The sequence below is a fragment of the Variovorax sp. V118 genome, from assembly GCF_041154445.1.
Taxonomy (GTDB): domain Bacteria; phylum Pseudomonadota; class Gammaproteobacteria; order Burkholderiales; family Burkholderiaceae_C; genus Variovorax; species Variovorax boronicumulans.
Genome location: NZ_AP028663.1, coordinates 1,362,642 through 1,389,468, shown reverse-complemented (window position 1 = coordinate 1,389,468; position 26,827 = coordinate 1,362,642). Strand labels below are relative to the sequence as shown.

Below are 26,827 nucleotides of genomic sequence, written 5' to 3'. Positions count from 1 at the left end.
TCTCTTCTCATAATCGACGCCATGACCGCACGCACACCGACCACCGCCTACCCGATGACGATCTACCACAAGCCCAACTGCAGCACGTCGCGCAACGTGCTGGGCTTGATCCGCGAAAGCGGCGTGGAGCCCGAGATCGTCCTGTACCTGGAAACGCCGCCCTCGAAGAAGAAGCTGCGCGAGCTGGCGAAGGCCATGGGCCTGACGGCGCGCGACCTGCTGCGCACCAAGGAAGCGCCCTACGAAGAACTGAAGCTGGCGGACGAGAAACTGACGGACGACCAGCTGTTCGACGCGATCGTGGAGCACCCGATCCTGCTGCAACGCCCGATCGTGGTGTCGCCGCGCGGCACGCTCATGTGCCGGCCGTGGGAACGCGTGCGCGAGATTCTTCCCGCTTAAATCGGTTGATCTTCGGGCTGCTGCGCCAGCCCCCACGCGACATGCTCGCGCACCAGTTCGCTCGGATGTCCGGCGCGCGTGGCCAGCGCTTCCTTCGCGCCGCCCTCGCCTGAGCGCACCGCATTGCCCAGCGCCACCGCGATGTTGCGCAGCCAGCGCTCGTGGCCGATGCGGCGGATCGGGCTGCCTTCGGTGCGGCGCAAGAAGTCTTCCTCGCTCCACGCGAACAGCTCGGCCAGCGTGCGGCCCGTGAGCCCCTCGCGCGCGTCGAAGTCGGGCAGCGTGCTCTTCTTCGCGAACTTGTTCCAGGGGCAGATCAGCTGGCAGTCGTCGCAGCCGTAGATGCGGTTGGCCATGAGCGGGCGCAGCTCCACCGGAATGGCGCCGGCGTGCTCGATCGTGAGGTACGAGATGCAGCGGCGCGCATCGAGCCGCTGCGGCGCGACGATGGCGCGCGTCGGGCACACATCGATGCAGGCGCTGCAGCTGCCGCAGTGCGCGCTGACGGGCTCGCTCGGCGGCAGGGCCATGTCGACGTAGATTTCGCCCAGGAAGAACATCGAGCCCGCGTCGCGGTCGAGCACCAGCGTGTGCTTGCCGCGCCAGCCCTGGCCGCTGCGCGAGGCCAGCTCGGCCTCGAGCACCGGCGCCGAATCGGTGAAGGCGCGGTGGCCGAAGGGGCCGACCTCTTCGGCGATCTTCTCGGCGAGTTTGGCGAGGCGGGTGCGCAGCACCTTGTGATAGTCGCGGCCCCGCGCGTACAGCGACACGATGGCCTCGCCGGGCCGGCGCAGCCGGTCGAACTCGATGGCCTGCCACTCGGCGTCGGTGTCGCGCGGCAGGTAGTCCATGCGCGCGGTGATCACGCTCACCGTGCCCGGCACCAGCTCCGCCGGTCGCGCGCGGCGGGTGCCGTGCGTTGCCATGTATTGCATTTCTCCATGGAACCCATGGGCCAGCCATTGCATCAGACCGTCTTCGGCGCTCGACAGATCGACGCCCGCGATTCCGATTTGGGAGAATCCGAGTTCCCGGGCCAAGGCCTGAATACGAGCAACGAGTGGATGGCTGACGATCACTTGCCGATTGTAGAAACGCGCACCCTGCGCTGGCAGGGCGAAGACGACACCGACGCGCTGGCGCGCGCGCTCGCCGCATCGCCCGCGTTGCGCGACGCTTTCATCGCGCTGCAGGGCGACCTGGGCGCCGGCAAGACCACCTTCGTGCGCCACCTGCTGCGCGCGCTCGGCATCACCGGTCGCATCAAGAGCCCCACCTACGCGGTGGTCGAGCCGCACGAGGCGCCCGACGGGCTGGCCATCTACCACTTCGATTTCTACCGTTTCGCCGACCCGCGCGAATGGGACGACGCGGGCTTCCGCGACATCTTCGCGGGCCCGGGCCTCAAGCTGGCCGAGTGGCCAGAAAACGCCGCGGGGCGCACCCCACCTGCCGACCTAGCTATTAAAATAGAAGCAATGACCGACGACACCCGCAGCGTGACCCTCCTGGCGAACACCCCTCGCGGCAGCGATCTGCTGGCGTGCCTGGCCGCATGAAGGCGACCGGCCTGAAACGGCGCGTGCTGCTGCAAGGCGGCAGCATCGCGCTGATGCTGGGCGTGCACCAGATCGCGCGCGGCGCCAGCATCCTCGCCGTGCGCGTGTGGCCCGCCGCCGACTACACCCGCGTGACCATCGAATCCGACGCCCGCCTCAACTCGCAGCAGCTCGTGGTGGGCAGCCCGCCCCGGCTGGCCGTGGACATCGAGGGCATCGACCTGAACACCGAGCTGCGCGACCTGGTCGGCAAGATCAAGCCGGGCGACCCGTACATCAACGGCCTGCGCATCGGGCAGAACGCACCGAAGGTGGTGCGCATCGTGTTCGACCTGAAGCAGACCGTGCGCCCGCAGGTGTTCTCGCTGGCGCCCGTGGCCGCCTACAAGCACCGGCTGGTGCTCGACCTGTACCCCGAGCAGGCCATCGACCCGATGGAAGCGCTGATCGCCGAGCGGCTGCGCGATGCGCCCAAGAACGGCAGCACCACCACCACCGCCCCAAGCAACGGCCCGGTCGTCGCCACCGCCCCACCGTCGCCGGCCCCCGCGCCCGTGCGCCCCGCCATGCCGCCCGTCGACCCGCTGGGCGACCTGATGGCGCAGCAGGCCGCGCGCCCCGCGCCCTCCGGGCCCGCGCCGGCCCTGCCGCCCGGCGGCATGCCGCTGCCGCCGGCACCGCCGCCCGTGGTGGCCGCGGCGCCCCCGGCCCGGCCCGTGACGCCGCCCGGTCCGCCGCCGCGCGCCACGGCCAGCCGCACCGACCGGATCATCATCGTGGCGCTCGACCCCGGCCACGGCGGTGAAGACCCCGGCGCCATCGGCCCGAACGGCACGCGCGAGAAAGACATCGTGCTGCAGGTGGCGCACCGCCTGCGCGAACGCATCAACGCGGCCAGCGTCAACGGCAGCCCGATGCGCGCCTTTCTCACGCGCGACGCCGACTTCTTCGTGCCGCTGGGCGTGCGCGTGCAGAAGGCGCGGCGCGTGCAGGCCGACCTGTTCGTGAGCATCCACGCCGACGCCTTCACCACGCCCGCCGCGCGCGGCGCGAGCGTGTTCGCGCTGAGCCAGAGCGGCGCCTCCAGCAGCGCCGCGCGCTGGCTGGCCAACAAGGAGAACGACGCCGACAAGGTCGGCGGCGTGAACGTGGGCAACCACGAGGCCCAGGTGCAGCGCGCGCTGCTCGACATGAGCACCACCGCGCAGATCAACGACAGCCTGAAGCTCGGCGGCGCGATGCTCGGCGAGATCAAGGGCATCGGCGCGCGGCTGCACAAGGCGCAGGTCGAGCAGGCCGGCTTCGCGGTGCTGAAGGCGCCCGACATCCCGAGCGTGCTGGTCGAGACGGCCTTCATCAGCAACCCCGAGGAAGAGGCCAACCTGCGCCGCGCCGACTACCAGGAGAACCTGGCCGACGCGCTGATGCGCGGCATCCAGCGCTACTTCGCGCAGAACCCGCCGCTCGCGCGCAGCCGCCAGCTCTAGGCTAGAAGCCCGCCACGCGGGCGACCCACGCGGCCAGGTAAAGACCGACGCCGAAGACGCTGTGCGTGATCAGGCTCTGGAACCGCGCCATCGCAGGGCGCGGCGTGCGGCGCGCCGCAAAGCCCGCGCCCATCGCGGGCTGCATCACGCAGAACGGCACGAGCACAGTGCCGATGCCGACGATCAACGCAGGCACCAGCGTCGGCTGGCGCGCCCATTCCAATCCCGAGCCCGCGAGCAGCACGGCCGCGAACGCGATGCCGAGCAGGTAGTGCGCGGTCCAGCCGATGCCGCCCTCGCCCGCCACGCGCGGCGACTTGCCGATGGGGTCGTGAAAGAAGCGCCCGCGCGTCAGGTGCACGAGCCAGCGACCCACGAGCGCGTAGTCCAGCGAGGGAATGCCGAACAGGCGCCGGCGCAGCACGGCCCAGAGGTCCATCACCACGGTCGCGCCGGCGCCGATCCACAGCGTGCGCAGCGCGCATTCGACGGCTTCAGACATGGCCACGCTCCCGCACCGGCGCGCGCGCCGCGATCATCCAGCAGGCCGCGACAAAGCGCACGTTGTCGCCCTGCACATAGGGCGCGAAGGCGGCATGCAGCGTCTCGACGACCTGCGCGCGCGTCGCGGCATCCACCTCCTGCAGGACCAGGCCGACCGGCCCGAGCCGCGTGAAGTAGTCGGCCAGCGCCGTCGCGGGGAACGCGCATTCGACCTCGAAGGGCTGGATGTCGACCTCGCCCCATCCGCTCGCCGCGAGGATGTCCGCGACCCGCGCGCGGTCGGCAAACGCGAACTGGCCCGGTGCGTTCGGCTGGCGCGGCGGCAGGCCGGGCAGCAGCGGCGCGGCGGCGCGCTCGGCCGTGGTCATGAACGGGTTGTCGGCCCCGCCGCGCCAGGCGATGCAGCGCAGGGCCGCGCCGTCGGTCGCCGCGTGCCGCAGGTTCGTGAAGGCCCGCACCGGGTCGTCGAAGAACATCACGCCCAGGCGCGAGATGACCGTGTCGAACGCGGCCGGCTCGAAGGCGTGGCCCTGCACATCGGCGCAGACGAAGCGGGCCGACGGGAGCACCTCGCGTGCAGCGCGGGCCTTCGCCGCCTCGATCATCGGCGCCGAGATGTCGACGCCGAGGCATTGGCCCGTCGGGCCGAGTTGCCGTGCCACGGCGAGCGTCGTGCGGCCGGTGCCGCAACCCACGTCGAGCACGCGGCGGGCGCCCACGGCGCGTACCGCGTCGCTCAGCCGCGCTTCGAGCGGCTGGAACATCGCGTCGAGCACGGCCTGCGTCCGGACCCAGGCGCTGCCGGCGTGGCCGTTCCACAGGGCGGCCTGTTCGGCATTGGCGGGAGATGTGTCGTCCATGATCGTTTTCCTTCAGGTGCCTTCAAGCGGCGAGAGCTAGACTGTGCCAATTCAAGTCGACTTGAAGTCAAGAGGGGGCCGGCACATGGACATTTCGGAAGTCGCGCAACGCGCCGGCGTTCCCGCCTCGACGCTGCGCTTCTATGAAGAAAAAGGGCTGATCGCCTCGACCGGCCGGCACGGCCTGCGCCGCGTGTTCGCGCCCGAGGTGCTGGAGCGGCTGGCGCTCATCGCGCTGGGGCGTGCCGCCGGTTTCTCGCTGGAGGAAATCGGTCACATGTTCTCGCCCGAAGGCAAGCCGCGCATCGACCGGCAGCTGCTCGCGGACAAGGCGCAGGACCTCGACCGCACGATCCGCCAGCTTACGGCGATGCGCGACGGCCTGCGGCATGCGGCGGTCTGCCCCGCGCCCAGCCACATGGAATGCCCCACCTTCCGCCGCATCCTGCGGGCCGCGTCGTCGGGTGCGCTGGAAGCCCCGAAGAAGAAGGCGCCGAAGCCGCGAACCCCCTAGCCACACGTGCTTTCAGGCGTTGCGTTCCGCAACACGCGCCCCTGCGCACAGGCAAGCGCGGCAGGCTCCTACACCGCGAAATGCATACTTTTGACCATGATGGGCCATCACTCTCGAAAGGTGGACCTCATGTTGAAGACACGTCTCTGGATCGCCGCTGCAGCTGCCACTTCGGTCATGACGCTGGCAGGTTGTGCGAGCGGTCCGAACCAGAACCTCGGCACCGGCATTGGCGCACTCGGCGGCGCGGCGGTGGGCCATGCGATCGGCGGCAACACGGGCAGCACGCTCGGCGGCGCGGCCATCGGCGGCATCATCGGCAACCAGGTGGGCCGCAACGTCGACGAGCGCAACTACTACAACCAGCAACGCTACCCGCGCGGCAGTGGCTACTACCCGGACAACGGGCCGCGCTACTGATTGATCATTCCAACCCTCAACGAAAAAACGCGCCCTCCGGCGCGTTTTTTTCTGCGGCAAGCCAGGAGTGGCTCAGGCCTGCGATGCCGCCGCCCGCGCCTTCTCGGCCTTCGAGGCGCGCCACGCACCGAAGATCGCCAGCAGGCCGGGCACGAAGATCAGCGCCCAGATGATCTTGTCCAGGTGCTGGCGCACGAACGGCAGGTTGCCGAAGAAGTAGCCCGCGGTGGCAATGCCCAGCACCCAGATGAGCGCACCGCCCACGTTGTAGGCCGTGAACTTCGCGCGGTTCATTTCGGCCACGCCGGCCACGAAGGGCGCGAAGGTGCGAATGAACGGCATGAAGCGCGCCAGCACGATGGTGATGCCGCCGTAGCGTTCGTAGAAGCTGTGGGCCTGGTCGAAGGCCTTGCGGTTGAAGAAGCGCGAGTTCTCCCACTGGAACACCTTGGGCCCGAAGTAGCGCCCGATCGAGTAGTTGCACTGGTCGCCGAGGATGGCCGCCGCGATCAGGATGCCGCAGGCCAGCGGAAAACTCATGAGCCCCACGCCGCACAGCGCGCCGACGATGAAGAGCAGCGAGTCGCCCGGCAAAAACGGCATGACCACCGCGCCGGTCTCGACGAACACGATCAGGAACAGCAGCGCGTAGACCCAGGGGCCGTAGGCGACCACGAAGGCCTCGAGGTGTTTGTCGACGTGAAGGATGAAGTCGACGAGAAAGCTGATGATTTCCATGGGCGCGGATTATCCTTGTTGGCATGTCGCACCCTTTCCGAATCACCCCATGATCCAGATCCGCGAAGCCCTCGATGCCGACTGGCCCGCCCTCTGGGCCGTCCTCGAACCGACGTTCCGCCGCGGCGACACCTACACCTACCCGCCCGATGTGACGGAAGAACAGGCCCGCCATTCGTGGATGAAGGTGCCCACCCTGACCTTCGTGGCCTGCAACGACGAAGGCGCCGTGCTCGGCACCTATGTGATCCGCCCCAACCAGCCCGGCCAAGGCGCGCACGTGAGCAACTGCGGGTATGTGGTGTCCGAGGCGGCGCGCGGCCTGGGCGTGGCCTCGGCGCTGTGCGAACACTCGCAGCAGCAGGCCCTGCGCATGGGCTTCCTGGCGATGCAGTTCAACTTCGTCGTCTCGACCAACGAGCGCGCGGTGCGGCTGTGGCAGCACATGGGCTTCGCCATCGTCGGCACGCTGCCGGGCGCATTCAGGCATCCGCAGCTGGGCTTCGTGGACGCCTTCGTCATGTACAAGCAGCTGCAGCCTTTCCCCGGCGCGGCATGAAGAAGATCGAGCCCCGGCTCCTGCAGGCCTTCGTGGCCGTGGCCCGCGAGGGCTCGGTGTCACGCGGCGCGCAGCGCCTGTTCCTCACGCAGCCGGCCGTGAGCCTGCAGCTCAAGGAGCTGGGCGCGCTGGTCGAGCTGGAGCTGTTCCAGCGCACGCCCACCGGCCTGCTGCTCACGCGCGATGGCGCGGCGCTGCTCAACCATGCGGAGCATGCGCTCGAGAGCCTGAACGATTTCGCGGTGGCCGCCGAACGGCTCAAGGGCGGCGTGCGCGGCTCGCTGCGCATCGGCACCATCCTCGACCCCGACTTCACGCGGCTCAGCCCCTTCCTCACCGAACTGGTGGCGCTGGCGCCCGAGCTCGAGACCGAGCTGCATCAGGGCACGAGCGGCGACGTGCTCGCCCAACTGCTGAACAAGGAACTCGACATCGGCTTCTACCTCGGCGACCCCGAGGCCACCGACCTGCCGCAGGCCAGCGCCGCCTCCCGGCGCCACGACGGCGCGCTGTTCCATTCGCAGGTGCTGGCGCGCTTCAACTACCAGGTGATCGGCCCGAGCGGCTGGGCGCCGCAGGTGCTGGGCCGCGACTGGCCCGAGCTGGCCTACCTGCCGTGGGTGCTGGCACCGGCAACCTCCTCGCATTCGCGGCTGCTGGCGCCGGTGCTGCAGGCCCACAAGCTGGTGCTGAAGAAGGCCGCGCAGGCCGACCAGGAGATGTCGATGCTGGCACTGGTGCGCGCCGGCGTGGGCATTTCGCTGGCGCGCGATGCGCTGGCATTGCAGGCCAGCCAGCGCGATGGCCTGGTCATTGCCGACCGCGTGAGCATCGGCTGCGACCTGCGCTTTGTCTGCCTGGCCGGCGCGCTCAAGCGGCCGGAAGTCGACTGCGCATGGCAGGCCCTGTCGCGCGTCTGGCGACAGGCCTTCTGAACGACTAGGCGCGTGCCCGGCCGTCGAGCACGGCCGCCGGCGCTGCCGCCGCCCCACTCTTCTTCGCCACGCGCCAGCCCTTGGGCATGAGCGCCAGCATCAGCGCGGCCAGCAGCGCCGCGCTGCCCAGCGTGTACAGACCCGCGGCCGAGCCGCCGTGGTTCTGCTCCACGTAGGTCCGCAGGTTGGGCGCCACGAAGCCGCCCAGATTGCCGATGGAGTTGACCAGCGCGATGCCCGTGGCAATGCCCAGGCCCGACAGCCGTTCCGACAGGAAGGCATAGAAGATCGGCGTGCCCGACAGATAGGTCGACGCACCGATGGACAGCGCCGCGATCGCGAAGATCGGCGAGCCATGCGCTGACAGGCACACGCACACGCCGAAGATCGTGTACAGCGTGGCCACGGTGACGCGGCGGCGGTCGTGGTGGCGGTCGGACCAGCGCGTGACGAAGTACACGACGAACAGCGCCAGCAGCCACGGGATGCTGGTGACGAATCCGACCAGCAGGCCGATCTTCTGGCCCAGGATCTGCCCCACCTGGGTCGGGAGATAGAAGATGAGGCCGTAGGCCGCGATCTGCACGATGAAGAAGTTCAGCGCAAAGAACATGACCCGCGGATTGCACAGCGTCTGCCACACGGTCTGCGGGCTGTCGGCCGACTTCTCCGCCGCTTCCTGGTCGAGCACGGCCTGCAGCGCGTTCTGCTGCGCGCTCGTGAGCCAGGGCGCGTTGTGCGGCCGGTCGACGATGACGAAGAAGGCCACGATGCCCACCACCACGGCCATCAGGCCCTCGATGAGGAACATCCACTCCCAGCCCTTCAGGCCGCCGATGCCGTTCATGTCGAGCAGCGCACCGGAGATCGGCCCGCCGATGACGAGCGCGCCCGCAAAGCCGAACAGCAAAATGCCGTTGGCCTGCGCGCGCACCTTGGCGGGAAACCAGTAGGTCAGCGTGAGCAGCACGCCGGGGTAGAAGCCCGCCTCCGCGATGCCGAGCAGGAAGCGCAGCACGTAGAAGGAGGTCTCGGTGGTCGCGAACATCATGGCCGAGGCCACGAGCCCCCAGGTGACCATGATCCGGCACAGCCAGATGCGCGGGCCGACGCGCGACAGGATCACGTTGCTCGGCACTTCGAAGATCGCGTAGCTCACGAAGAAGATGCCGGCGCCGAGCGCAAAGGCGCTGTTGCTCAGGCCGGTGTCGATCTGCAGCGCCTGCTTGGCGAAGCCGACGTTCACGCGATCAAGAATCGACATGATGTACATGACGATCAGCATGGGCAGCAGGCGCCAGCGCGCCTTGTGGATGGCGCCTGTGACCAGCTCGCCGTAGGGACTCGTGGTTGTCATTGTTGTTGTCTCCTGAATAGGTATGTCTGTCTGGAAGCCGTGGAGGCTAGCCGCGTGCTAGCCGCGTGCGATGGCGCCGTGGACCGGGTTCGTCACCGAACCCAGCCCGTCGATCTCGACCGAGACCACGTCGCCGCGCTTCAGGAAGCGTGGCGGCTTCAGGCCCAGGCCGACGCCGGCGGGCGTGCCGGTGAGGATCAGGTCGCCGGGTTCGAGCGTGATGGCGCGCGAGAGGTAGGCGATGAGGAAGGCGACCGAGAAGATCATTTCGCTCGTGTTGGACGACTGCACGGCCTCGCCGTTGACGAGGCAGCGGATGCCCAGCGATTGCACGTCGGCCACTTCGTCGCGCGTGACGACGGTGGGCGCGAGCGGGCAGAAGCCGTCAAGCGACTTGCCGCGCACCCACTGCGCCTCACCCAGTTGCACGTCGCGCGCGCTCACGTCGTTGGCGGCGACGTAGCCGAACACATGCGAAAGCGCATCCGCTTCGCTCACGCCCTGTGCGCGCTGGCCGATGACGACGCCGAGCTCGGCTTCCCAGTCGACCGTCTCGGTGAAGCCTTCGGGCCAGGTGATCGCATCGCCGTCGGCGGCCAGCGTGTTGCTGAACTTCGCGAACACGACGGGCTTCTCGGGGATGGCCAGGCCGGTCTCGATGCAATGGTCGCGGTAGTTGGCGCCGATGCAGATGATGTTTCTCGGTGCGAACGGCAGCGTGGGCTTGACGTCGGCGAGGGGGATCGGCTGGCCTGCATCGCGCCAGGGCTTGCCTTCGACGATGTCCTGCATGCGGGCTGCATCGACGGGCTGCAGTGCGCCGTCCTTGATGTAACCCACGCGGGGGCCCTGCGGCGTTTGAACGCTCATCCACTTCATGTCTGACTCCTTCTTCTGATTTAAAAAATTCTGGGTGCGGGGGCGGGTTCATTCAGGGCGTGTGCTCAGGCCACCGGGTACTTCCCTCCGCGAATGTCCCCCGGGGCTTCGCCCCTCCTCCTTGATTTCGCTGCGGGAAGCACCCAGTGTCCTGAGCACGATGGGCGCGGTCGTTGTGCGGGCCGATCAACATGTGCTCTGAACACGCTCACGTCGATGGGGTGCCTTGCGCAGCGAAACCAAGGGGGAGGGGCGGAAGCCCGCAGGCCGGGGGACATTCGCGGAGCAAGGCTCCCCGTCGGCGGGAGCGTCGCCCTGAACAAAAGTCCTCAGTGATTCCGACGCGGAATCCCCGCCGTCTGTGCCACCCGCTGGTACTTGGTCGCCGGCTTCAGCACCATGCCTTCGGACAGCGTGTCCACCATCGCGCGCTGGATCTCCTGCCATGGCGTCTGGCTCGCGGGAATCGGGTAGCCGCCCTTCGCCTCGAGGTCGCGGGCGCGCGCTTGCAGCACGGCGTCGTCGACGAGCATGTTGACGGTGCGCTCCTTCAAATCCACGCGCACCTTGTCGCCGGTCTGCAGCAGCGCCAAGCCGGCGCCTGCGGCGGCTTCGGGCGAGGCGTTGAGGATCGACGGCGAGCCCGAGGTGCCCGACTGCCGGCCGTCGCCGATGCAGGGCAAGGCCGACACGCCGCTCTTGAGCAGGTGCGACGGCGCGCGCATGTTGACCACTTCCGACGACCCCGGGTGCCCGATGGGGCCGACGCCGCGCATGAACAGGATGCAGCTCGCGTCGATGTCCAGCGACGGGTCTTCGATGCGGGCTTCGAAATCCTCCGGGCCGTCGAACACGATGGCGCGGCCCACGAAGGCGTCGAGGTCGCCAGCCTTGCTCAGGTAGCGCGCGCGGAACTCGTCGGAGATGACGCTGGTCTTCATGATCGCGCTGTCGAACAGGTTGCCGGACATCACGAGGAAGCCGGCGTTCTCGCGCAGTGGCTGGTCGAAGGGGCGGATGACGTCGGCGTCTTTCACCGGCGCGTCGGCGCAGTTGACGGCCAGGGTGTGGCCGTTGACGGTGCGCGCGTCGGTGCGGATCAGGCCATGGCGGTGCAGCTCGGCGACCACCGCCGGCACGCCGCCCGCGCGGTAGAACTCTTCGCCGAGGTACTTGCCGGCGGGCTGCATGTCGAGCAGCAGCGGCACGTCGAGGCCGACCGTTTCCCAGTCCTGGATGTTGAGTTCGACGCCCGCGTGCTTGGCGATGGCGATAAGGTGGATCGGCGCGTTGGTCGAGCCGCCGATGGCCGAGTTGACGACGATCGCGTTCTCGAAGGCCGAGCGCGTGAGGATGTCGGAGGGCTTGAGGTCTTCGCGCACCATGTCGACGATGCGCCGGCCCGTTTCGTAGGCCATCTGGCCGCGCTCGCGGTACGGCGCGGGAATGGCCGCGCAGCCGGGCAGGCTCATGCCCAGCGCTTCGGCCAGGGCGTTCATGGTCGAGGCCGTGCCCATCACGTTGCAGTGCCCGGCCGAGGGCACGGTGGAGCCCACGAGGTCGATGTAGCCGGGGAAGTCGATGCTGCCCTTGGCGAACAGCTCGCGCGCCTTGAACAGCGTGGTGCCGGTGCCGGTGCGCTGGCCTTCGTGCCAGCCGTTGAGCATCGGGCCGCCCGACAGCACGATGGCGGGGATGTTGGCGGTGGCCGCGGCCATCAGCGCGGCGGGCGTGGTCTTGTCGCAGCCGGTGGTCAGCACCACGCCGTCGATCGGATAGCCGGTGAGGATCTCGACGAGCCCCAGGTAGGCCAGGTTGCGGTCGAGCGCGGCCGTGGGGCGGCGGCCGTTCTCCTGGATCGGGTGCATCGGGAATTCCATCGCGATGCCGCCCATCTCGCGGATGCCTTCGCGCACCCGCAGCGACAGCTCGCGGTGGTGGCGGTTGCAGGGCGTGAGGTCGGAGCCGCTTTGCGCGATGCCGATGATCGGCTTGCCCGACTGCAGCTCTTCGCGGGTGAGGCCGTAGTTCAGGAACCAGGCCAGGTGCAGGACCGAGAGTTCGCTGTGTTCGGGGTTGTTGAACCAGGCGGCGGAGCGCAGGGGGCGGGGTGTCGTCATGGCGTCGGCTTTCAGGAGGGTCGGCGAACGCGCGCGGCGGCCCCCTGCGCGGCATGGCGGTGGGCCATGGCGGTGTCCTGGGTGTCTCCGGTGCGTTCTTGTTGTGCGAATACGTTGGCGAGAGGGAGCTTAGGTTTTCGCCTTCGCCAAAGCCAATGAGATCGGTTGAGGATCGGTATAAGCGCGCCAAATACACCTCCCGAACACCTCGATACCCTGTAGAAAGTCCGGTCCGCGCCCCCGCTTTTAGAATGTTTCCGGTGAGTGCCCTACCCTCCTCCCTCCCCCCCGCCGAACGCCGCCCGATCCGTGAACTCCCCGACGAGCTGATCAGCCAGATCGCCGCCGGTGAAATGGTCGAGCGCCCCGCCTCGGTGGTGCGCGAACTGCTCGACAACGCGCTGGATGCCGGTGCGCGCCAGATCACCGTGCGGCTGGCCTCGGGCGGCGTGCGGCTGATCTCGGTGGAAGACGACGGCCTGGGCATTCCCCGCGAGGAACTCACGGTGGCGCTGCGCCGCCACGCCACCAGCAAGATCGCGAGCCTGAGCGACCTCGAAACGGTCGGCACCATGGGCTTTCGCGGCGAGGCGCTCGCGGCCATCAACGCGATTGCCGAGCTCAGCATCCTCTCGCGCTTCACCGGCGCCGACAGCGCCTTCGTGCTCGACGGCGGCACGGGCGAGTTGCGGCCGGTGGCACGCTCCGTGGGCACCACGGTCGAGGTGCGCGAGCTGTTCTTTGCCACGCCCGCGCGGCGCAAGTTCCTGAAGACCGACGCCACCGAGCTGGCCCACTGCATCGAGGCCGTGCGCCGCCATGCGCTGGCGCGGCCCGAGGTGGGCTTCTCGGTCTGGCACGACGGCAAGCTGATCGAACAATGGCGCGCCGCCGCCACGCCCGAGCAGCGGCTGGCCGATGCGCTGAGCGAAGACTTCGTGTCGCAGAGCGTCTCCGTGCTGCGCGAAGGCGGCCCGGTGCGCGTGGTCGGCCGTGCCGGCATTCCCGACGCGGCGCGCTCGCGCAACGACCAGCAGTTCTTCTACGTCAACGGCCGCTTCGTGCGCGACAAGGTGCTGTCGCACGCGGTGCGCAGCGCCTACGAAGACGTGCTGCACGGCCAGCGCCAGCCGGTGTACGTGCTGTACCTGGAGATCGACCCGGCACGCGTCGACGTCAACGTGCACCCGACCAAGATCGAGGTGCGCTTCCGCGACGGGCGCGAGGTGCACCAGGCGGTGCGCCACGCCATCGAGGACGCCCTGGCCGCACCGCGCGCCGGCGATGCGCTGGCACCGGCCGATGCGCCGCCGCAACCCTTCTTCAAGCAGACCCCGCTGCCGCCGAGCGCCAGCTGGTCGCAGCCCGCGATTCCGTTCCAGGCGCGCGAGCGCGGTGCCGGCGACTTCGAGGCGATGTGGCCGCGGCGCTCCGAGGAACAGGGGCATGCGCCCGTCACGGCCCCGTCGCAATGGCAGACCGAAGCGCCGGCGATGTCGTTCCGCGCGCCGGTCGGACTGCCCGACAGCGAGGCACTGGCCCCCATGCCAGCGCCCGTCATGAACCAGGACGCCTGGCCGCTGGGCCGCGCGCTGGCCCAGCTGCAGGGCATCTACATCCTGGCCGAGAACAGCCAGGGCCTCGTGATCGTCGACATGCACGCGGCGCACGAGCGCATCGTCTACGAGCGACTCAAGACCCAGCTCGACGGCGCGGCCATCACGAGCCAGCCGCTGCTGATCCCGGCCACCTTCGCCGCCACGCCGCAGGAAGTGGCCACGGCCGAGGCCTGCGCCGAGGTGCTGCCCACGCTGGGGCTGGAGATCACGCCCTTCTCGGCCCGCACGCTGGCGGTGCGCGCCGTGCCCGGCACGCTGGCCGACGGCGACCCGGTGGAGCTGGCGCGCAGCGTGCTCGCCGAACTGGGCCAGCACGACGCGAGCACCGTGGTGCAGCGCGCGCAGAACGAGCTGCTGTCGACCATGGCCTGCCACGGCGCGGTGCGCGCCAACCGCAAGCTCACCATCGACGAAATGAACGGCCTGCTGCGCCAGATGGAAGCCACCGAGCGCTCCGACCAGTGCAACCACGGCCGGCCGACCTGGCGCCAGCTGTCGATCCGCGAGCTCGATTCGCTGTTCATGCGCGGGCGCTGAGCCCGTCATCGGCGGCCACGCCGACATGCCGCAGCGTGACGGCGGCCAGCACCGCCAGGACCGCGATGCTGACGGCGCTGGTAGCTGCGGCTGCATTCAGTCCCGCGAGGAAGGCGGCTTGCGCCTGCTCGAGCACGCCGGCAGGCAATTCATGCGCAACCGCTGTAGCGCCGGCCAGGCTGTCCGATACCGCGCGTTGAAGCACCACGACCATGCCATCGATCGGCTCGCCCATCCGCGTGCGATACACCGCCGTCGTCAGGCTGCCCAGCGTGGCGATGCCCACGGCCAGGCCCAGCTCCTGCACCGTTTCGGACAAGGCCGAGGCCGATCCCGCCTTCTCGGGCGGCGCGGCACCCACCACCAGGTCGGTCCCCAGCGCGGCGATGGAGCCCAGGCCGAGGTACACGAGCGAGAACGCGGCCGTGACCCACGCGATGCCATGCGGCGTGCGATCGAGCTGGCTCAGCACCAGGTAGCCCACGACCGACAACCCCAGCGCCCCCGCCATCACATGGCCCGGCCGGATGCGCCGCGCGAGCAGCGGCGCCGTGATGCCGGCCACCAGCATCGCGAGCGCCGGCGGCCCCATCCACAGCCCAGCGGCGAGCGGTGACAGGCCCGCCACCAGCTGCAGGTACTGGGTCACCAGCAGCATCGTGCCGCCGACACCGACCAGCCCCACCAGCAACACCACGAGCGCGACGCTGAAGGCCCGGCTGGCGAACAGGCCGAGGTCGATCAGCGGATGGCGCAGCCGCCGTTGCCGCCGGACGAACCCCAGCGCGAACGCCAGTCCGCCGACGAGCGCCAGCACGGCGCCAATGCCGATCCCGTCCTTCGCGACCTGCTTGATGCCGTAGACCACCGGCAGCAACGCGAGCAGCGACAGCGCGACGCTGGGCAGATCGAGCCGCCCCTGCTGCGGCGCGCGGTACTCCGGCAGCAGGAACGGCGCCGCCACCAGCAGCAGCCCGACCACCGGCAGCGCGACCAGAAAGGCCGCGCCCCAGCCGTGGTGCGCGAGCAGCAGGCCGCCCACCACGGGCCCGGCCGCCATGCCAAGCGCGAACATGGTCGCCCACAGCCCGATGGCCAGCGCGCGCTGGTGCGGGTGCAGGAACATGTTGCTGATCAGCGCCAGCGTCGACGGCATCAGCGTCGCGCCCGCCACGCCGAGCACGGCGCGCGCGGCGATCAACTGGTTGGCGCTGGTCGAACAGGCCGCGATCACCGACGCCACGCCGAACGCCGCCGCGCCCACCATGAGCAGCTTGCGCCGTCCGATGCGGTCGCCCAGCGTGCCCATCGTGACGAGAAAGCCGGCAATCATGAAACCGTAGGCATCGACGATCCACAGCGCCTGCGCGCTCGTGGGGCGCAGGTCCAGGGCCAGCGCGGGCAGGGCCAGGTGCAGCAGCGTGAGGTCGAGCCCGAGCAGCAGGGTCGGCAGCGCCAGCAGCGCGAGCCCGGTCCATTCGCGGGCGCCGGCACGGCCTTCGCGCCTCGCGGCCGGAAGGTGGTCGGAAAGGGAAAGTGAATCGCAAGGTGCGGTCAAAAGGGGCCTCCGGGTGCGCGTTCGGGTTGCGGAAGCCCCATCTTCAGGACAAGATCATCACATTACAATTTAAGCATTTATCCTATTACTGGAGACAACAGGCTTGATCGAACGCAGCCTCAGCCGCACCAAGAACGAGCTGTCGGAGTTCCTGACCCGGCACCGCCGCAAGCTCACGCCCGCCGATGTGGGCCTGCCCTCGCAAGGGCGGCGGCGCACACCCGGCCTGCGGCGCGAAGAGGTCGCGGTAATGGCCGGCGTGGGGCTCACCTGGTACACCTGGTTCGAGCAGGGGCGCGAGATCCAGGTGTCGCAGAAATTCCTGCTCGGCGTGGCGCATGCCCTGAAGCTTGACGACGCCGAGTGCAGCCACCTGTTCCTGCTGGCCCACAAGCGCCCGCCGCCGCCGGAAGCCCATCAGCAGGCGTCGGTCACGCCCCACATCCAGCAGCTGATGGACGAGCTGCCCACCCGCCCCGCCTACGTGTTCAACCTGCGCTGGGACGTGGTGGCCTGGAACGCCGCGGCCGACGCGCTCTTCGGCTTCAGCGCGCGCGAGCGCGAGGCGCGCAACCTCCTTCGCATAGTGTTCGCCGACCCCGAACTGCGCCGGCGCCTGCCCGCCTGGCGCGACGATGCGCCCGGGCTGCTGGCGCAATTCCGATACGACTTCGCCATCGCACCCGACGATCCGGCCATGCTGGGCCTGGTCGCGGACCTGAAAGCGCTCTCGCCCGACTTCCGCCGCTGGTGGGACACCCCCGACAGCGCGCCCGCCCGGCGCGGGCTCGGATGCGTACAGATGGCCGACAGCGGACCGTTGGAGTTTCACCACGAAACCTTGGTGGTCGACACGCACCGGCACCTGCGGATGGTGGTGTATTTCGTGCAGCCGGCGCCGGGCTGAACACGGGGGCCTGTACGGCAGATAAGCGCCGTCAGCGCCGTTTTTGAGGGTTTTCGAGGGTTTTGTGGCGTCATCCACGGTGCGGGCACGCACGTTGCATGGTCTCGTGCCAGGCGCCGGCGAGCGCTGCACAGGGGGAGCTGACACGCGATGCCGACGCGTTTCAGAAAGCAAGCAGATGAACTTTCGGCCGACTTTCGCTGTCCCTCCACCCCATGATCAAACGCTGGCCCCTCCTCGCGTCCATCTTTTCGCTCTGTGCCCTGCTGGCAGCCGGCTGTTCGACCCTCGACGAACGCCAGCGCGAATGGATCTTCCAGCCCAGCGACCGCAGCTGGGGCAATTCGGCCCAGATGACCGAAGGCATGCAGGATGTCTGGATCGACTTCCAGTCGTCCATCACCGGTGAACCGGCGCGCCTGCACGGCCTGTGGCTCGGCGGTGCCCCCGAAACCACCGAGACCCCCGTGCTGCTGTACCTGCATGGTGCGCGCTACAACGTGGCCGGTTCGGCGCCGCGCATCCAGCGCATGCACGAGCTGGGCTTCTCGGTGCTGGCCATCGACTACCGCGGCTTCGGCAAGAGCTCCAAGGGCCTGCCCTCGGAAGCCTCGGCCCGCGAAGACGCCCGCGCCGCCTGGACCTGGCTGGCCGCGCGCCATCCGCGCCAGCACCGTTACATCTTCGGCCACTCGCTGGGCGGAGCCATCGGCATCGACCTGGCGGCCACGGTGAACGACGAGAGCGGCACCATCGTCGAGAGCACCTTCACCTCCATCGCCGACGTGGCCAGCAGCTTCAAGTGGGGCTGGCTGCCCTTCGGCCCGTTCATCACGCAGCGCTTCGAGGCGATTCGCACCGTCAAGGACATCGGCGCGCCGCTGCTGGTGGTGCACGGCACCGCCGACAGCCTGATCAACCCTACGCTCGGGCGCAAGCTGTACGACGCGGCCACGGTGCCCAAGATGTTCGTGCTGGTCGAGGGCGGCTCGCACCACAACACCAACTCGGTGGGCGCGACGCAGTACCGCGCCGCGCTGTCGCAGCTGTTTCGCATGAAGCCCGAGGACAGCAGCACCGTGGCGGACAGCCGGCCGCAGCCGCGGCTGGTGTCGCCGCGGCCTGCACCGCCTTCATTGCCTTCTGCGGCGCTGTCGCCGCAAGAGGTGCGGGGCGAGGCGCGCACGCCCGCCCCCGCCGCCATCTAGCCCGCCTTTTTCAGGCGGGTCCGTTCCCGCGTCAGGCCGAGGCCAGGTCGAACGGCAGCTGGCGCAAGGGCTTGCCCGTCAGCCGCGCCACGGCGTTGGCGAAGGCAGGCGCCAACGGCGGCAGGCCGGGCTCCCCCATCCCCTTGGGCGCATCGGCGCTGGGCACGATGTGCACGTCGAACTCGGGCACCTGCGTGATGCGCGCCACGCTGAAGTCGCCGAAGTTGCCCTGCTGCACGACACCGTCCTTCAGCGTGATGGCGCTGCCCTGCAGGCAGGTCGACAGCCCCATCACCGCCGCGCCCTGCACCTGCGCTTCCACGCTGCGCGGGTTCACCGCCAGGTTGCAGTGCACGCCCGAGGTCACGCGGTGCAGCACGGGCTGGCCGTCCTTCACCGACGCTTCGACGACATAGGCCACCACCGATTCGAAGGACTCGTGCACGGCCACGCCCCAGGCGCGGCCTTCGGCCAGCTTCTTCTTGCCGTAGCCGCTCTTGTCAACCGCCAGCTGCAGCGCGGCGCGGTGGCGCGGGTGCTTGTCGCCGAAGAGGTTCATGCGGTAGGCCACCGGGTCTTGCTTCGTCGTGCGGGCGATCTCGTCGATCAGCGTCTCCATCACGAAGGCGGTGTGCGTGGAGCCCACGCTGCGCCACCACAGCACCGGCACGTTCACCTGCGGGTGATGCACCGTGAGGCGCATCGGCACGGGGTACGGATCGCGCATGCCCTCCACCGCGGTGGCGTCGATGCCGTCCTTCACCATGGAACCCGCGAACACCGTGCCCGCGGTGATCGACTGGCCGACGATCACGTGGTCCCACGCCAGGATCTTGCCGCGCGCGTCGAAGCCGATGCGGGCGCGATGCAGGTGCATGGGGCGGTAGTAGCCGCCCTTGATGTCGTCCTCGCGGCTCCACAGCAGGCGCACGGGGGCGTCTTTGAGGCCGGCGGCGCGCGCGGCCTTGGCGATCTCGCAGGCCTCGACCACGAAGTCGCTCGATCCCACGAAGCGCCGGCCGAAGCCACCGCCCGCCATCTGCACGTTCACCTTCACCTGCGCCGGATCGAGCTTCAGCGTGCGCGCCGCGGCCTGGCCGTCGAGGTCGGCAGACTGCGTGCCGACCCACAGCTCGGCGCGGCCGTCCGACAGCTTCACGGTGCAGTTCTCCGGCTCCATGGGTGCGTGGGCCAGGTAGGGAAACACGAACTCGGCCTCGAGCTTGTGCGGCGCGCCGGCCAGCGGCGCCATGTCGGCGTCGAACTTGCGGTTGCCGGGGCGACCGGCCAGTTCGCGGTACTGCGCCAGCTGCTTGTCGCTGTCGACCTTCTCCACCGCGTCGGTGTTCCACTGCAGCTTGAGCGCGTCGCGGCCCAGCTTGGCGGGCCAGTAGCCGTCGGCCACCACGGCCACGCCTTCGGCGCCGCGGTCCAGCGGAATGCGCAGCACGGCCTTCACGCCCTTGACGGCACGCGCCGCGCTGTCGTCCACCGAGGCCAGGCGGGCGCCGAACACGGGCGGATGGGCCACCACGGCCGTGAGCTGGCCGGGCTGCTTCACGTCGATGCCGAAGTCCTGTCGCCCGCTGCTCTTGGCGCGCGCGTCCAGGCGCGTGGTCGGGCGGCCGATGATTCGGAAGTCCTTCGGGCTCTTCAGCGTCACCGTCTCGGGCACCGGCAGCGCCATGGCCGCTTCGGCCAGCTCGCCGTAGCCCGCCTTGCGCCCGCCAGGGCCGATCACCGTGCCGGCCTGCGTGCGCAGCGTGGCCACATCGACCTTCCAGCGCTGCGCCGCGGCCGACAGCAGCATGGCCCGCGCACGCGCGCCCAGTTCGCGGTACTGCGTGTAGCTGTTCTTGATCGAGTTGGAACCGCCGGTCAGGTGCATGCCGAACAGCGGGTCGGCGTAGGCCGCATCGTTGGTGCCGTTGCGGCTGCGCACCAGGGCCCAGTCGGCATCGAGCTCCTCGGCCAGGATCATCGGCAGGCCGGTCTGCACGCCCTGGCCGAACTCGAGGCGGTTGATGGTGACCGTGACCTCGCCGTTGGGCGCGATCTGCACGAAGGCCGAGGGCTGTTGCGTGGGCTTGAGCGCACCGCCGGCCTTGGCCGGGCCATCGGCCTGCGCCATGGCCATGTGAGGGAACGCGCCGAGCACGAGGCCGCCGGCGCCGGCCATCTTCAGGAAGCTGCGACGGGGCAGCGTGGCGGCCGCGTCGGCGTCATCGGTCGCAGGCTGGGCCATCAGGCGCTGCAGCGCGCGCGGCAGGTCGTTGTAGTCGATGTTTGGCAGCATGTCGTCGGCTCCTTCAGGCGAGGGTCTTGGCCGCATCGGCCACGGCGGCGCGGATGCGGGCGTAGGTGCCGCAGCGGCAGATGTTGCCGGCCATGGCCGAGTCGATCTCGTCCGTGCTGGGCTGCTTGCCCTTGGGCAGCGACTGCAGGAAGGCGGTCGCGCTCATGATCTGGCCGCTCTGGCAGTAGCCGCACTGCGCGACGTCGTGCTTGACCCACGCGGCATGCACGGCCGCGCCCACGCGGTCGCTGCCGCCGGTCACGGCTTCGATGGTGGTGATCTTCTTGCCCTCGGCCGCCGCGATGGGCGTGATGCACGAGCGGATGGCCTGGCCGTCCATGTGCACGGTGCAGGCGCCGCACAGCGCCGCGCCGCAGCCGAACTTGGTGCCGGTCATGCCCAGCGTGTCGCGCAGGGCCCAGAGGATGGGGGTGCCGGGGTCGGCGTCGACCGTGTGGTCACGGCCGTTGACGTGGAGCGCGCTCATGTTGGTTTTCTCCGTGGGTAGGTGGGATGGGTCGGATTCACTTGGCGCCGTCGAGCACCCATTGCGCGAGCGCCTGCAGGTCCGCGTCGGGCACCTGGGCTTGCGCGGGCATGGGCATCGCACCCCACTTGCCCGAGCTGCCGGCCTTCATGCTGGCGGCCAGTTGCGCGGCCGTGCCCTTGCCGTCGCCGTAGCGCGCGCCGATCTCTTTCCAGGAGGGGCCCACCACCTTCACGGCGGCTTGGTGGCAGGCCACGCACGCGTACTTCTGCGCCAGCGCGGTGCTGGCGAAGGCGGGCGCGGACCCGGCGGCGCTCACGCCGATGGCCAGTGCGGCCACGAGCGAGGCGGTGATGCGATGCGGATGTCGTTCGTCGTGGGTCATTTCTTTTTTCATCATCGTGGAGGGGAAGCACGGTCCTCGCGCCGCGCGCGGCAGGACTTCACGGCGGCCAGTGTCCGACGAAGCGCCCGCCGCCACTTGCCCAATCCGCGCGCGTTCTTGCCTGAAACAACGAGACTGCGCCAAAAACGCCAAGCGCATGAGAAGCGCCCGCTAGACTTTGCGCAAGCACCCGAAAGGATTCAGATGGAAGTGCTACAGCCGACGCAGCCAGACGATTCGGCCGTCCTCGGTGCCCTGGCCGCGGCCGTCGGGCGCATTGCCCGAAACGACGGCGACCACGCCACCGCCATTCCCGAGCTCTCGCTGCACCGCCGCAGCGCCGCGACCGAGCCCGTGCATTGCATCTACGGCTTCGGTCTGGGCATCACCGTCGGCGGACAGAAGCGCGCGGCGCTCGGCGACGAGATCTATGAATACGGCGCCGGCCAGTCGCTGCTGATCACGGCCGACCTGCCCGTGGTGGCGCACGTCACCCGCGCCAGCGCGGCACAGCCCTTCCTGGGCCTCATGATCCGGCTCGATCCGCGCGCCATCGTGCAGGTGGCAACCGAGATGGCGCTGCCCCCGCCGTCCAGGGAGCCCCACAACCAGCGCGCCCTGTCGCTGGGCGCGCTCGACGCGACGCTGCTGGGCACCGTCACGCGGCTCGTCGAGCTGCTGGCCGAGCCCCGGCTCGTTCCCCAGCTCGCGCCGCTGCTGCAAAAGGAAATCGTCGTGCGCCTGCTCGCCGGACGCCACGGCCCGCAGCTGCAGCGCCTCATGACCGTCGGCTCGCCCAGCCAGCAGGTGGCGCAGAGCCTGGCGTGGCTCAAGATGAACTTCAGGAAGCCCGTGCAGGCGGACGAACTGGCCGCGTCGGCGCACATGAGCCCGTCGACCTACCGCCAGCACTTCCGCGCCGTGACCGGCATGAGCCCGATGCAGTACCTGAAGCAGCTGCGCCTGCAGGAAGCGCGGCAGCTGATGCTGAACCAGAACATCGATGCCGGCACCGCCGGCGTGCGCGTGGGCTACGAAAGCGCCTCGCAGTTCAGCCGCGAGTACGCGCGCCTGTTCGGTGCGCCGCCGCTGCGCGACATCCGGCGGATGCGGGACGCGACCGCCGTCGCCTGAGCACTGCGTCGCAGGCAAGCCCCGGGCAGCCGCCCGGCGCGTGCCATTTGCTACCCTCGACGCATGCCCCCCGCTTCCCCTGTTCCCCCGCGCTACATCGCGCTCGCCGGCCCCACCGCGTCCGGCAAGACCGCCGTCGCCCTGGCCGTGGCCCGGCTGCAGTCGGTCGAGATCGTCAGCGTCGACTCGGCGCTGGTCTACCGCGGCATGGACATCGGCACCGCCAAGCCCACCGCCGCCGAGCAGGCCGCCGTGCCGCACCACCTGATCGACATCCTCGATGCGCGCGACAGCTACAGCGCCGCCGCCTTCGTGGCCGACGCCACGCGGCTCATCGACGCCATCCGCGCGCGCGGCGCGCTGCCGCTGCTCGTGGGCGGCACCATGCTGTATTTCAAGGCGCTGTTCGACGGCATCGACGCCATGCCCGCGGCCGACCCGGCCGTGCGCGCGCGCCTCGATGCCGAAGCCGCCGCGCTCGGCTGGCCGGCCATGCATGCGCGGCTGGCGCAGGTCGACCCCGTCACGGCCGCGCGGCTCGCGCCGCAGGACAGCCAACGCATCCAGCGCGCGCTCGAGGTGTGGGAGAGCAGCGGCCAGCCGCTGTCGAGCTTCCATGCGAGCGACACCAAGGCCGCCAAGGCCGTCGACGGCGGCGTGCTCGCGTCGCTCGAACCCGAAGACCGCGCCTGGCTGCACGGCCGCATCGCCGAGCGCTTCGACGCCATGCTCGCCGCCGGCTTTCTCGACGAGGTGAAGGCGCTGCGCGCGCGCGGCGACCTGTCGCCCGACCTGCCCTCGATGCGCTGCGTCGGCTACCGGCAGGCCTGGGAGATGCTCGACGCCTGCGGCGACGCACCGCCCGATGCCAAGGCGCTGGGCGAGTTGCGCGAGCGCGGCATCGCTGCCACGCGCCAGCTCGCCAAGCGGCAGATCACCTGGCTGCGCAGCATGCCGCAGCGCACCGTGATCGCCTGCGACGCGCCCGACGCGGTGCAGGCCGCCGTGCGGCACATCGCGCAGATCGCTGGTTCGGCGACACCGGCATGACCCTGCACCTCTCCAACCTCGGCAAGCACTACGGCGACGCGCCCGTCTTCGAACACGTGAGCCTGCAGGTCGCGCCCGGCGAGTTCGTCGCCATCGTGGGCGAATCGGGCGTGGGCAAGTCGACCCTGCTCAACTGCATGGCCGGCCTCGACAGCTGGGACGAAGGCAGCGTGTCGCACGACGGCACCGACATCGGCGCGCTCGACGGCGAGGCCCGCGCGCTGTGGAGGCGCCAGCACGTGGGCTTCGTGTTCCAGGCCTTCCACGTGCTGCCGCACCTCGACGTGGCGCAGAACGTGTCGCTGCCGCTGATGCTCTTGGGCCGCCCGCGCGAAGACGCGCGCGTGGCCCACATGCTCGAAGCCGTCGGCCTGCCCGGCATGGGTGCGCGGCTGCCGCAGACGCTCTCGGGCGGCCAGCTGCAACGCGTGGCCATCGCCCGCGCGCTGGTGCACCGGCCCGCGCTGCTGCTTGCCGACGAGCCCACCGGCAACCTCGACCCATCGACCGCCGCGAAGGTGATGGACCTGCTGATCGGCCAGACGCGCGAGCACGGCGCCTCGCTGGTGCTGGTCACGCACTCGGAGAGCGCCGCGGCGCGCGCGGACCGGTTGCTGCACCTGACGGCGAGCGGTATCCGGGCCTGAAAAGAATCAGCCGATCAGCGACGCGTAGCGCGACAGATCGACGTTCCCGCCGCTGATCACGACGCCCACGCGCTGGCCTTCGATGGCTTTCGCAGCCGCGATGGCGCCCGCGAACGCGAGGCACCCCGTCGGCTCCACCACCATCTTCATGCGCTCGGCGAAGAAGCGCATCGCCTCGACGAGCTGCTCGTCGGTGACGGTGAAGATGTCGTCCACATCACGCTGGATGATGCCGAAGGTGTACGCGCCCAGATGCTGCGTCTGCGCGCCGTCAGCGATGGTCTTGGGCGTTTCGATGTGCACGATCTTCCCCGTGCGCAGCGACTGCTGGCCGTCGTTGCCGGCCTCGGGCTCCACGCCGTAGACCTTGCAGGCGGGCGACAACGCGCGCGCCGACAGTGCCGACCCCGAGAGCAGCCCGCCGCCGCCGAGGCACACGAACAGGTGATCGAGCGGGCCCGTCTCTTCGATGAGTTCCTTCACCGCCGTGCCCTGCCCCGTGAGCACATCGGGGTGGTCGTAGGGCGGGATCATCGTCATGCCGCGCTCCTGCGCGAGCCGCTTGGTCAGCGCCTCGCGGTCTTCGGTGAAGCGGTCGTACATCACCACTTCGGCGCCGTAGCCCTTGGTGGCCGCGACCTTCGCGGCGGGCGCGTCCTTGGGCATGACGATCACGGCCGGCATCGACAGCAGGCGCGCCGACAGCGCGATGGCCTGCGCGTGGTTGCCTGACGAAAAGGCGATCACGCCACCCTGGCGCTGCGCCGCGTCGAAGTTCGACAGCGCATTGAACGCACCGCGGAACTTGAACGCGCCCATGCGCTGGAAGTTCTCGCACTTGAAGAAGAACTGCGCGCCCCAGCGCGCGTTGGCGGTGGTCGATTGCAGCACCGGCGTGCGGTGCGCATGGCCTTCGAGCCGCGCGGCCGCGGCGATGACGTCGTCGTAGGTAGGGAGTTGCATGGGTCGAGCTTAGCGGCGGCGCGCCGTTCCTTGCAGCCCCGATGGGTAAAAACCCGGGGATGCGCCCCGCCGCCGAAGTCCGTACTCTGTATACAGAGTTCAGAAAAGGCCCACCATGCCCGCCCAGTTGCTCAGCATCGAAGTCGCCCCCGACCTCGTCGACCAGGTCTACCGCGCCCTGCTCGGCGCCATCAGCAGCGGTGCGCTCGCGCCGGGCGAGCGGCTCACGCAGGAGGACATCGCGGCGCGGCTCGCGGTGTCGCGCCAGCCGGTGCTGCAGGCGCTGCGGCTGCTCAAGAAGGACGGCTTCGTGCAGGACGCGCCCGGTCGCGGCGTGCTGGTGGCGCCGCTGGAGGCCGAGGCGATGCGCAAGGTCTACCAGGTGCGCGGCGCACTCGACGTGCTGGCCGCGCGGCTGGCGGCGCAGCAGCGCTTTCGCATCGACCCCAAGCTCATCGAGCGCGGCCGGCGCGCGGCGCGCGGGCGCAATGTCGAAGCCATGATCGATGCCGACGTGGCCTTTCACCAGGCCATCTACGCCGCCTCGGGCAACCCGCTGATCGGCCAGAGCGCCGACCCGCACTGGCGCCACCTGCGCCGCGCGATGGGCGCGGTGCTGCAGGCCGAGCCGCAGCGCGAGTCGCTGTGGGACGAGCACGAAGCCATTGCCGACGCCATTGCCGCCGGCGACGTCGAACGCGCCGCGCGCCTGAGCGACGAGCACGTCTCGCGCGCCAGCGACGCGCTGGCCGAGCGGCTCGCGCAGCAGCTGGCACGCACGGCATCCTCATCTGGAATCCCCACCAAAAAAGGAGACAAGGCATGAAGCTGACCCCCGAGCAACGCGCGGAGTTCGAGCGCGAGGGCTACCTGTTCTTCCCCGGCCACTTCTCGCCCGAAGAGACGAAGGTGCTGACCGAGGCAGTGCCCGACCTCTACAGCAAGCGCGCGGCCTTCAACGTGCGCGAGAAGGGCTCCGACGCCGTGCGCACGAACTTCGCGGCGCACCTCATCAGCGAGCCCTTCGCGCGGCTGGCGCGGCACCCGCGCATGGTCGAGCCGGTGATGGACCTGTTCGACGAAGCGGTCTACATGCACCAGTTCAAGATCAACGGCAAGATGGCCTTCGAAGGCGACGTGTGGCAGTGGCACCAGGACTACGGCACCTGGCTCAACGACGACCTGATGCCCACCGAGCGCGCGATGAACGTGGCCATCTTTCTGGACGAAGTGACCGAGCACAACGGCCCGCTGATGTTCATTCCGGGCAGCCACCGCAAGGGCGTGGTCGACGCGAAGCATGACCTCACGACCACGAGCTACCCGCTGTGGACGGTCGACAACGACCTGATCCGCCAGTTGGTCGATCGCGCCGGCGGCACGCAGGGCGGCATCGTCTCGCCCAAGGGGCCGGCCGGCTCGATGATCCTGTTCCACAGCTGCCTCGTGCATGCCTCGGGCAGCAACCTCTCGCCCTTCAACCGCGTGGCGGTGTACCTGAGCCTGTGCGCGGTCAGCAACCACATCCGCCGCCACAAAAGGCCCGAGTACATCGCGCATCGCGACTTCACGCCCATCGAGGTGCTGCCCGACGACTGCCTGCTGACGCCCTACCCCGTCGAGGTGCCGTGGAAAGACGGCCTGCCCGAGAGCGCGCTGCGCACCTCGCCCGACGTCATCGAAACCGTGGAAGCCTGACCGC

Annotated in this window: 27 protein-coding genes; 15 read left to right on the top strand and 12 right to left on the bottom strand. The window is 69.7% G+C overall.

What is annotated here, in order from left to right; all coding sequences use genetic code 11:
* Positions 1-21: 21 nt before the first annotated feature.
* The gene (gene arsC / locus ACAM52_RS06370) at positions 22-402 is read left to right on the top strand and encodes an arsenate reductase (glutaredoxin) (RefSeq protein WP_062473487.1); all 381 of its coding nucleotides are present in this window, start codon (positions 22-24) and stop codon (positions 400-402) included.
* Here arsC and queG read toward each other — a convergent pair.
* Positions 399-1,481, bottom strand: a complete 1,083-nt coding sequence (gene queG, locus ACAM52_RS06365) for a tRNA epoxyqueuosine(34) reductase QueG (protein ID WP_369646466.1) — start codon at positions 1,479-1,481, stop codon at positions 399-401. The two genes, arsC and queG, sit on opposite strands and share 4 nt — an antisense overlap.
* Here queG and tsaE point away from each other — a divergent pair.
* Both tsaE and ACAM52_RS06355 read left to right on the top strand, forming a co-directional pair.
* On the top strand, positions 1,467-1,961 hold the full coding sequence (gene tsaE, locus ACAM52_RS06360) for a tRNA (adenosine(37)-N6)-threonylcarbamoyltransferase complex ATPase subunit type 1 TsaE (protein WP_056579690.1): 495 nt from the start codon (positions 1,467-1,469) through the stop codon (positions 1,959-1,961). The two genes, queG and tsaE, sit on opposite strands and share 15 nt — an antisense overlap.
* Positions 1,958-3,448: an N-acetylmuramoyl-L-alanine amidase gene (locus tag ACAM52_RS06355; RefSeq protein WP_369646465.1), complete on the top strand. Its 1,491-nt coding sequence runs from the start codon at positions 1,958-1,960 to the stop codon at positions 3,446-3,448. The genes tsaE and ACAM52_RS06355 overlap by 4 nt, the downstream gene beginning before the upstream one ends.
* A gap of 1 nt (position 3,449) precedes the next feature.
* Here the strand turns inward: ACAM52_RS06355 and ACAM52_RS06350 are convergent, their stop codons facing one another.
* Entirely contained in the window at positions 3,450-3,950 is a 501-nt protein-coding gene (locus tag ACAM52_RS06350; RefSeq protein ID WP_369646464.1) for a DUF2938 domain-containing protein, read from the bottom strand.
* Positions 3,943-4,812, bottom strand: a complete 870-nt coding sequence (locus tag ACAM52_RS06345) for a class I SAM-dependent methyltransferase (RefSeq protein ID WP_369646463.1) — start codon at positions 4,810-4,812, stop codon at positions 3,943-3,945. Before ACAM52_RS06345 ends, ACAM52_RS06350 begins: the two co-directional genes overlap by 8 nt.
* Before the next feature lie 85 nt (positions 4,813-4,897).
* Here ACAM52_RS06345 and ACAM52_RS06340 point away from each other — a divergent pair, with 85 nt between their 5' ends.
* Positions 4,898-5,326 carry a helix-turn-helix domain-containing protein gene (locus ACAM52_RS06340; RefSeq protein ID WP_139699904.1) on the top strand — a complete coding sequence of 143 codons (429 nt, stop codon included), beginning with the start codon at positions 4,898-4,900 and terminating at the stop codon, positions 5,324-5,326.
* 129 nt (positions 5,327-5,455) lie between these two features.
* Positions 5,456-5,746, top strand: a complete 291-nt coding sequence (locus ACAM52_RS06335; RefSeq protein ID WP_223301444.1) for a glycine zipper domain-containing protein — start codon at positions 5,456-5,458, stop codon at positions 5,744-5,746.
* Between the two features lie 72 nt (positions 5,747-5,818).
* Here the strand turns inward: ACAM52_RS06335 and ACAM52_RS06330 are convergent, their stop codons facing one another.
* The gene (locus tag ACAM52_RS06330; protein ID WP_062478522.1) at positions 5,819-6,484 is read right to left on the bottom strand and encodes a DedA family protein; all 666 of its coding nucleotides are present in this window, start codon (positions 6,482-6,484) and stop codon (positions 5,819-5,821) included.
* A gap of 49 nt (positions 6,485-6,533) precedes the next feature.
* Here ACAM52_RS06330 and ACAM52_RS06325 point away from each other — a divergent pair, with 49 nt between their 5' ends.
* Together ACAM52_RS06325 and ACAM52_RS06320 are read left to right on the top strand one after the other, a co-directional pair.
* Positions 6,534-7,043, top strand: a complete 510-nt coding sequence (locus ACAM52_RS06325) for a GNAT family N-acetyltransferase (protein ID WP_062478519.1) — start codon at positions 6,534-6,536, stop codon at positions 7,041-7,043.
* A complete protein-coding gene (locus ACAM52_RS06320) occupies positions 7,040-7,978 on the top strand; it encodes a LysR family transcriptional regulator (protein ID WP_369646462.1) in 939 nt (312 codons plus the stop codon). The genes ACAM52_RS06325 and ACAM52_RS06320 overlap by 4 nt, the downstream gene beginning before the upstream one ends.
* 4 nt (positions 7,979-7,982) lie before the next feature.
* Here the strand turns inward: ACAM52_RS06320 and ACAM52_RS06315 are convergent, their stop codons facing one another.
* From ACAM52_RS06315 to ACAM52_RS06305, 3 genes are all read right to left on the bottom strand, one after another.
* Positions 7,983-9,335: an MFS transporter gene (locus ACAM52_RS06315; protein ID WP_082818212.1), complete on the bottom strand. Its 1,353-nt coding sequence runs from the start codon at positions 9,333-9,335 to the stop codon at positions 7,983-7,985.
* A 57-nt stretch (positions 9,336-9,392) separates the two neighbouring features.
* Positions 9,393-10,214 carry a fumarylacetoacetate hydrolase family protein gene (locus tag ACAM52_RS06310; RefSeq protein ID WP_369646461.1) on the bottom strand — a complete coding sequence of 274 codons (822 nt, stop codon included), beginning with the start codon at positions 10,212-10,214 and terminating at the stop codon, positions 9,393-9,395.
* A 329-nt stretch (positions 10,215-10,543) separates the two neighbouring features.
* The gene (locus ACAM52_RS06305) at positions 10,544-12,334 is read right to left on the bottom strand and encodes an IlvD/Edd family dehydratase (protein ID WP_153283101.1); all 1,791 of its coding nucleotides are present in this window, start codon (positions 12,332-12,334) and stop codon (positions 10,544-10,546) included.
* A 260-nt stretch (positions 12,335-12,594) separates the two neighbouring features.
* Here ACAM52_RS06305 and mutL point away from each other — a divergent pair, with 260 nt between their 5' ends.
* Positions 12,595-14,490, top strand: a complete 1,896-nt coding sequence (gene mutL / locus ACAM52_RS06300; protein ID WP_369646460.1) for a DNA mismatch repair endonuclease MutL — start codon at positions 12,595-12,597, stop codon at positions 14,488-14,490.
* Here the strand turns inward: mutL and ACAM52_RS06295 are convergent.
* The gene (locus ACAM52_RS06295; protein WP_369646459.1) at positions 14,474-16,048 is read right to left on the bottom strand and encodes an MFS transporter; all 1,575 of its coding nucleotides are present in this window, start codon (positions 16,046-16,048) and stop codon (positions 14,474-14,476) included. The two genes, mutL and ACAM52_RS06295, sit on opposite strands and share 17 nt — an antisense overlap.
* Before the next feature lie 103 nt (positions 16,049-16,151).
* Between ACAM52_RS06295 and ACAM52_RS06290 the strand changes: the two genes are divergently transcribed.
* Together ACAM52_RS06290 and ACAM52_RS06285 are read left to right on the top strand one after the other, a co-directional pair.
* Complete coding sequence (locus tag ACAM52_RS06290) at positions 16,152-16,955, top strand: helix-turn-helix transcriptional regulator (RefSeq protein ID WP_369646458.1); 804 nt, start codon at positions 16,152-16,154, stop codon at positions 16,953-16,955.
* Between the two features lie 215 nt (positions 16,956-17,170).
* Complete coding sequence (locus tag ACAM52_RS06285) at positions 17,171-18,163, top strand: alpha/beta hydrolase (RefSeq protein WP_369646457.1); 993 nt, start codon at positions 17,171-17,173, stop codon at positions 18,161-18,163.
* Between the two features lie 31 nt (positions 18,164-18,194).
* Here ACAM52_RS06285 and ACAM52_RS06280 read toward each other — a convergent pair whose 3' ends face one another.
* Genes ACAM52_RS06280 through ACAM52_RS06270 form a run of 3 tightly spaced genes read right to left on the bottom strand, consistent with a single transcriptional unit; the run spans position 18,195 to position 21,331 of the window.
* Entirely contained in the window at positions 18,195-20,459 is a 2,265-nt protein-coding gene (locus ACAM52_RS06280) for a molybdopterin cofactor-binding domain-containing protein (protein WP_369646456.1), read from the bottom strand.
* 13 nt (positions 20,460-20,472) lie between these two features.
* Positions 20,473-20,946 carry a (2Fe-2S)-binding protein gene (locus ACAM52_RS06275; RefSeq protein ID WP_062478499.1) on the bottom strand — a complete coding sequence of 158 codons (474 nt, stop codon included), beginning with the start codon at positions 20,944-20,946 and terminating at the stop codon, positions 20,473-20,475.
* Positions 20,947-20,983: 37 nt separating this feature from the next.
* The gene (locus ACAM52_RS06270; RefSeq protein ID WP_369646455.1) at positions 20,984-21,331 is read right to left on the bottom strand and encodes a c-type cytochrome; all 348 of its coding nucleotides are present in this window, start codon (positions 21,329-21,331) and stop codon (positions 20,984-20,986) included.
* Between the two features lie 204 nt (positions 21,332-21,535).
* On the opposite strand from ACAM52_RS06270, the gene ACAM52_RS06265 reads away from it, so the two are divergent.
* From ACAM52_RS06265 to ACAM52_RS06255, 3 genes are all read left to right on the top strand, one after another.
* Positions 21,536-22,465 (top strand): AraC family transcriptional regulator N-terminal domain-containing protein, encoded by a 930-nt coding sequence (locus tag ACAM52_RS06265; protein WP_369646454.1) that lies wholly within the window; start codon positions 21,536-21,538, stop codon positions 22,463-22,465.
* 63 nt (positions 22,466-22,528) lie between these two features.
* Complete coding sequence (gene miaA, locus ACAM52_RS06260) at positions 22,529-23,515, top strand: tRNA (adenosine(37)-N6)-dimethylallyltransferase MiaA (protein ID WP_369646453.1); 987 nt, start codon at positions 22,529-22,531, stop codon at positions 23,513-23,515.
* A complete protein-coding gene (locus ACAM52_RS06255) occupies positions 23,512-24,162 on the top strand; it encodes an ABC transporter ATP-binding protein (protein ID WP_062478488.1) in 651 nt (216 codons plus the stop codon). Before miaA ends, ACAM52_RS06255 begins: the two co-directional genes overlap by 4 nt.
* Before the next feature lie 6 nt (positions 24,163-24,168).
* On the opposite strand, the gene ACAM52_RS06250 is transcribed toward ACAM52_RS06255, so the two are convergent.
* Positions 24,169-25,125, bottom strand: a complete 957-nt coding sequence (locus ACAM52_RS06250; protein ID WP_369646452.1) for a threo-3-hydroxy-L-aspartate ammonia-lyase — start codon at positions 25,123-25,125, stop codon at positions 24,169-24,171.
* 115 nt (positions 25,126-25,240) lie between these two features.
* Here ACAM52_RS06250 and ACAM52_RS06245 point away from each other — a divergent pair, with 115 nt between their 5' ends.
* On the top strand, positions 25,241-25,951 hold the full coding sequence (locus tag ACAM52_RS06245; RefSeq protein WP_139699915.1) for a GntR family transcriptional regulator: 711 nt from the start codon (positions 25,241-25,243) through the stop codon (positions 25,949-25,951).
* A complete protein-coding gene (locus tag ACAM52_RS06240) occupies positions 25,948-26,823 on the top strand; it encodes a phytanoyl-CoA dioxygenase family protein (RefSeq protein ID WP_369646451.1) in 876 nt (291 codons plus the stop codon). Before ACAM52_RS06245 ends, ACAM52_RS06240 begins: the two co-directional genes overlap by 4 nt.
* Positions 26,824-26,827: the final 4 nt, after the last annotated feature.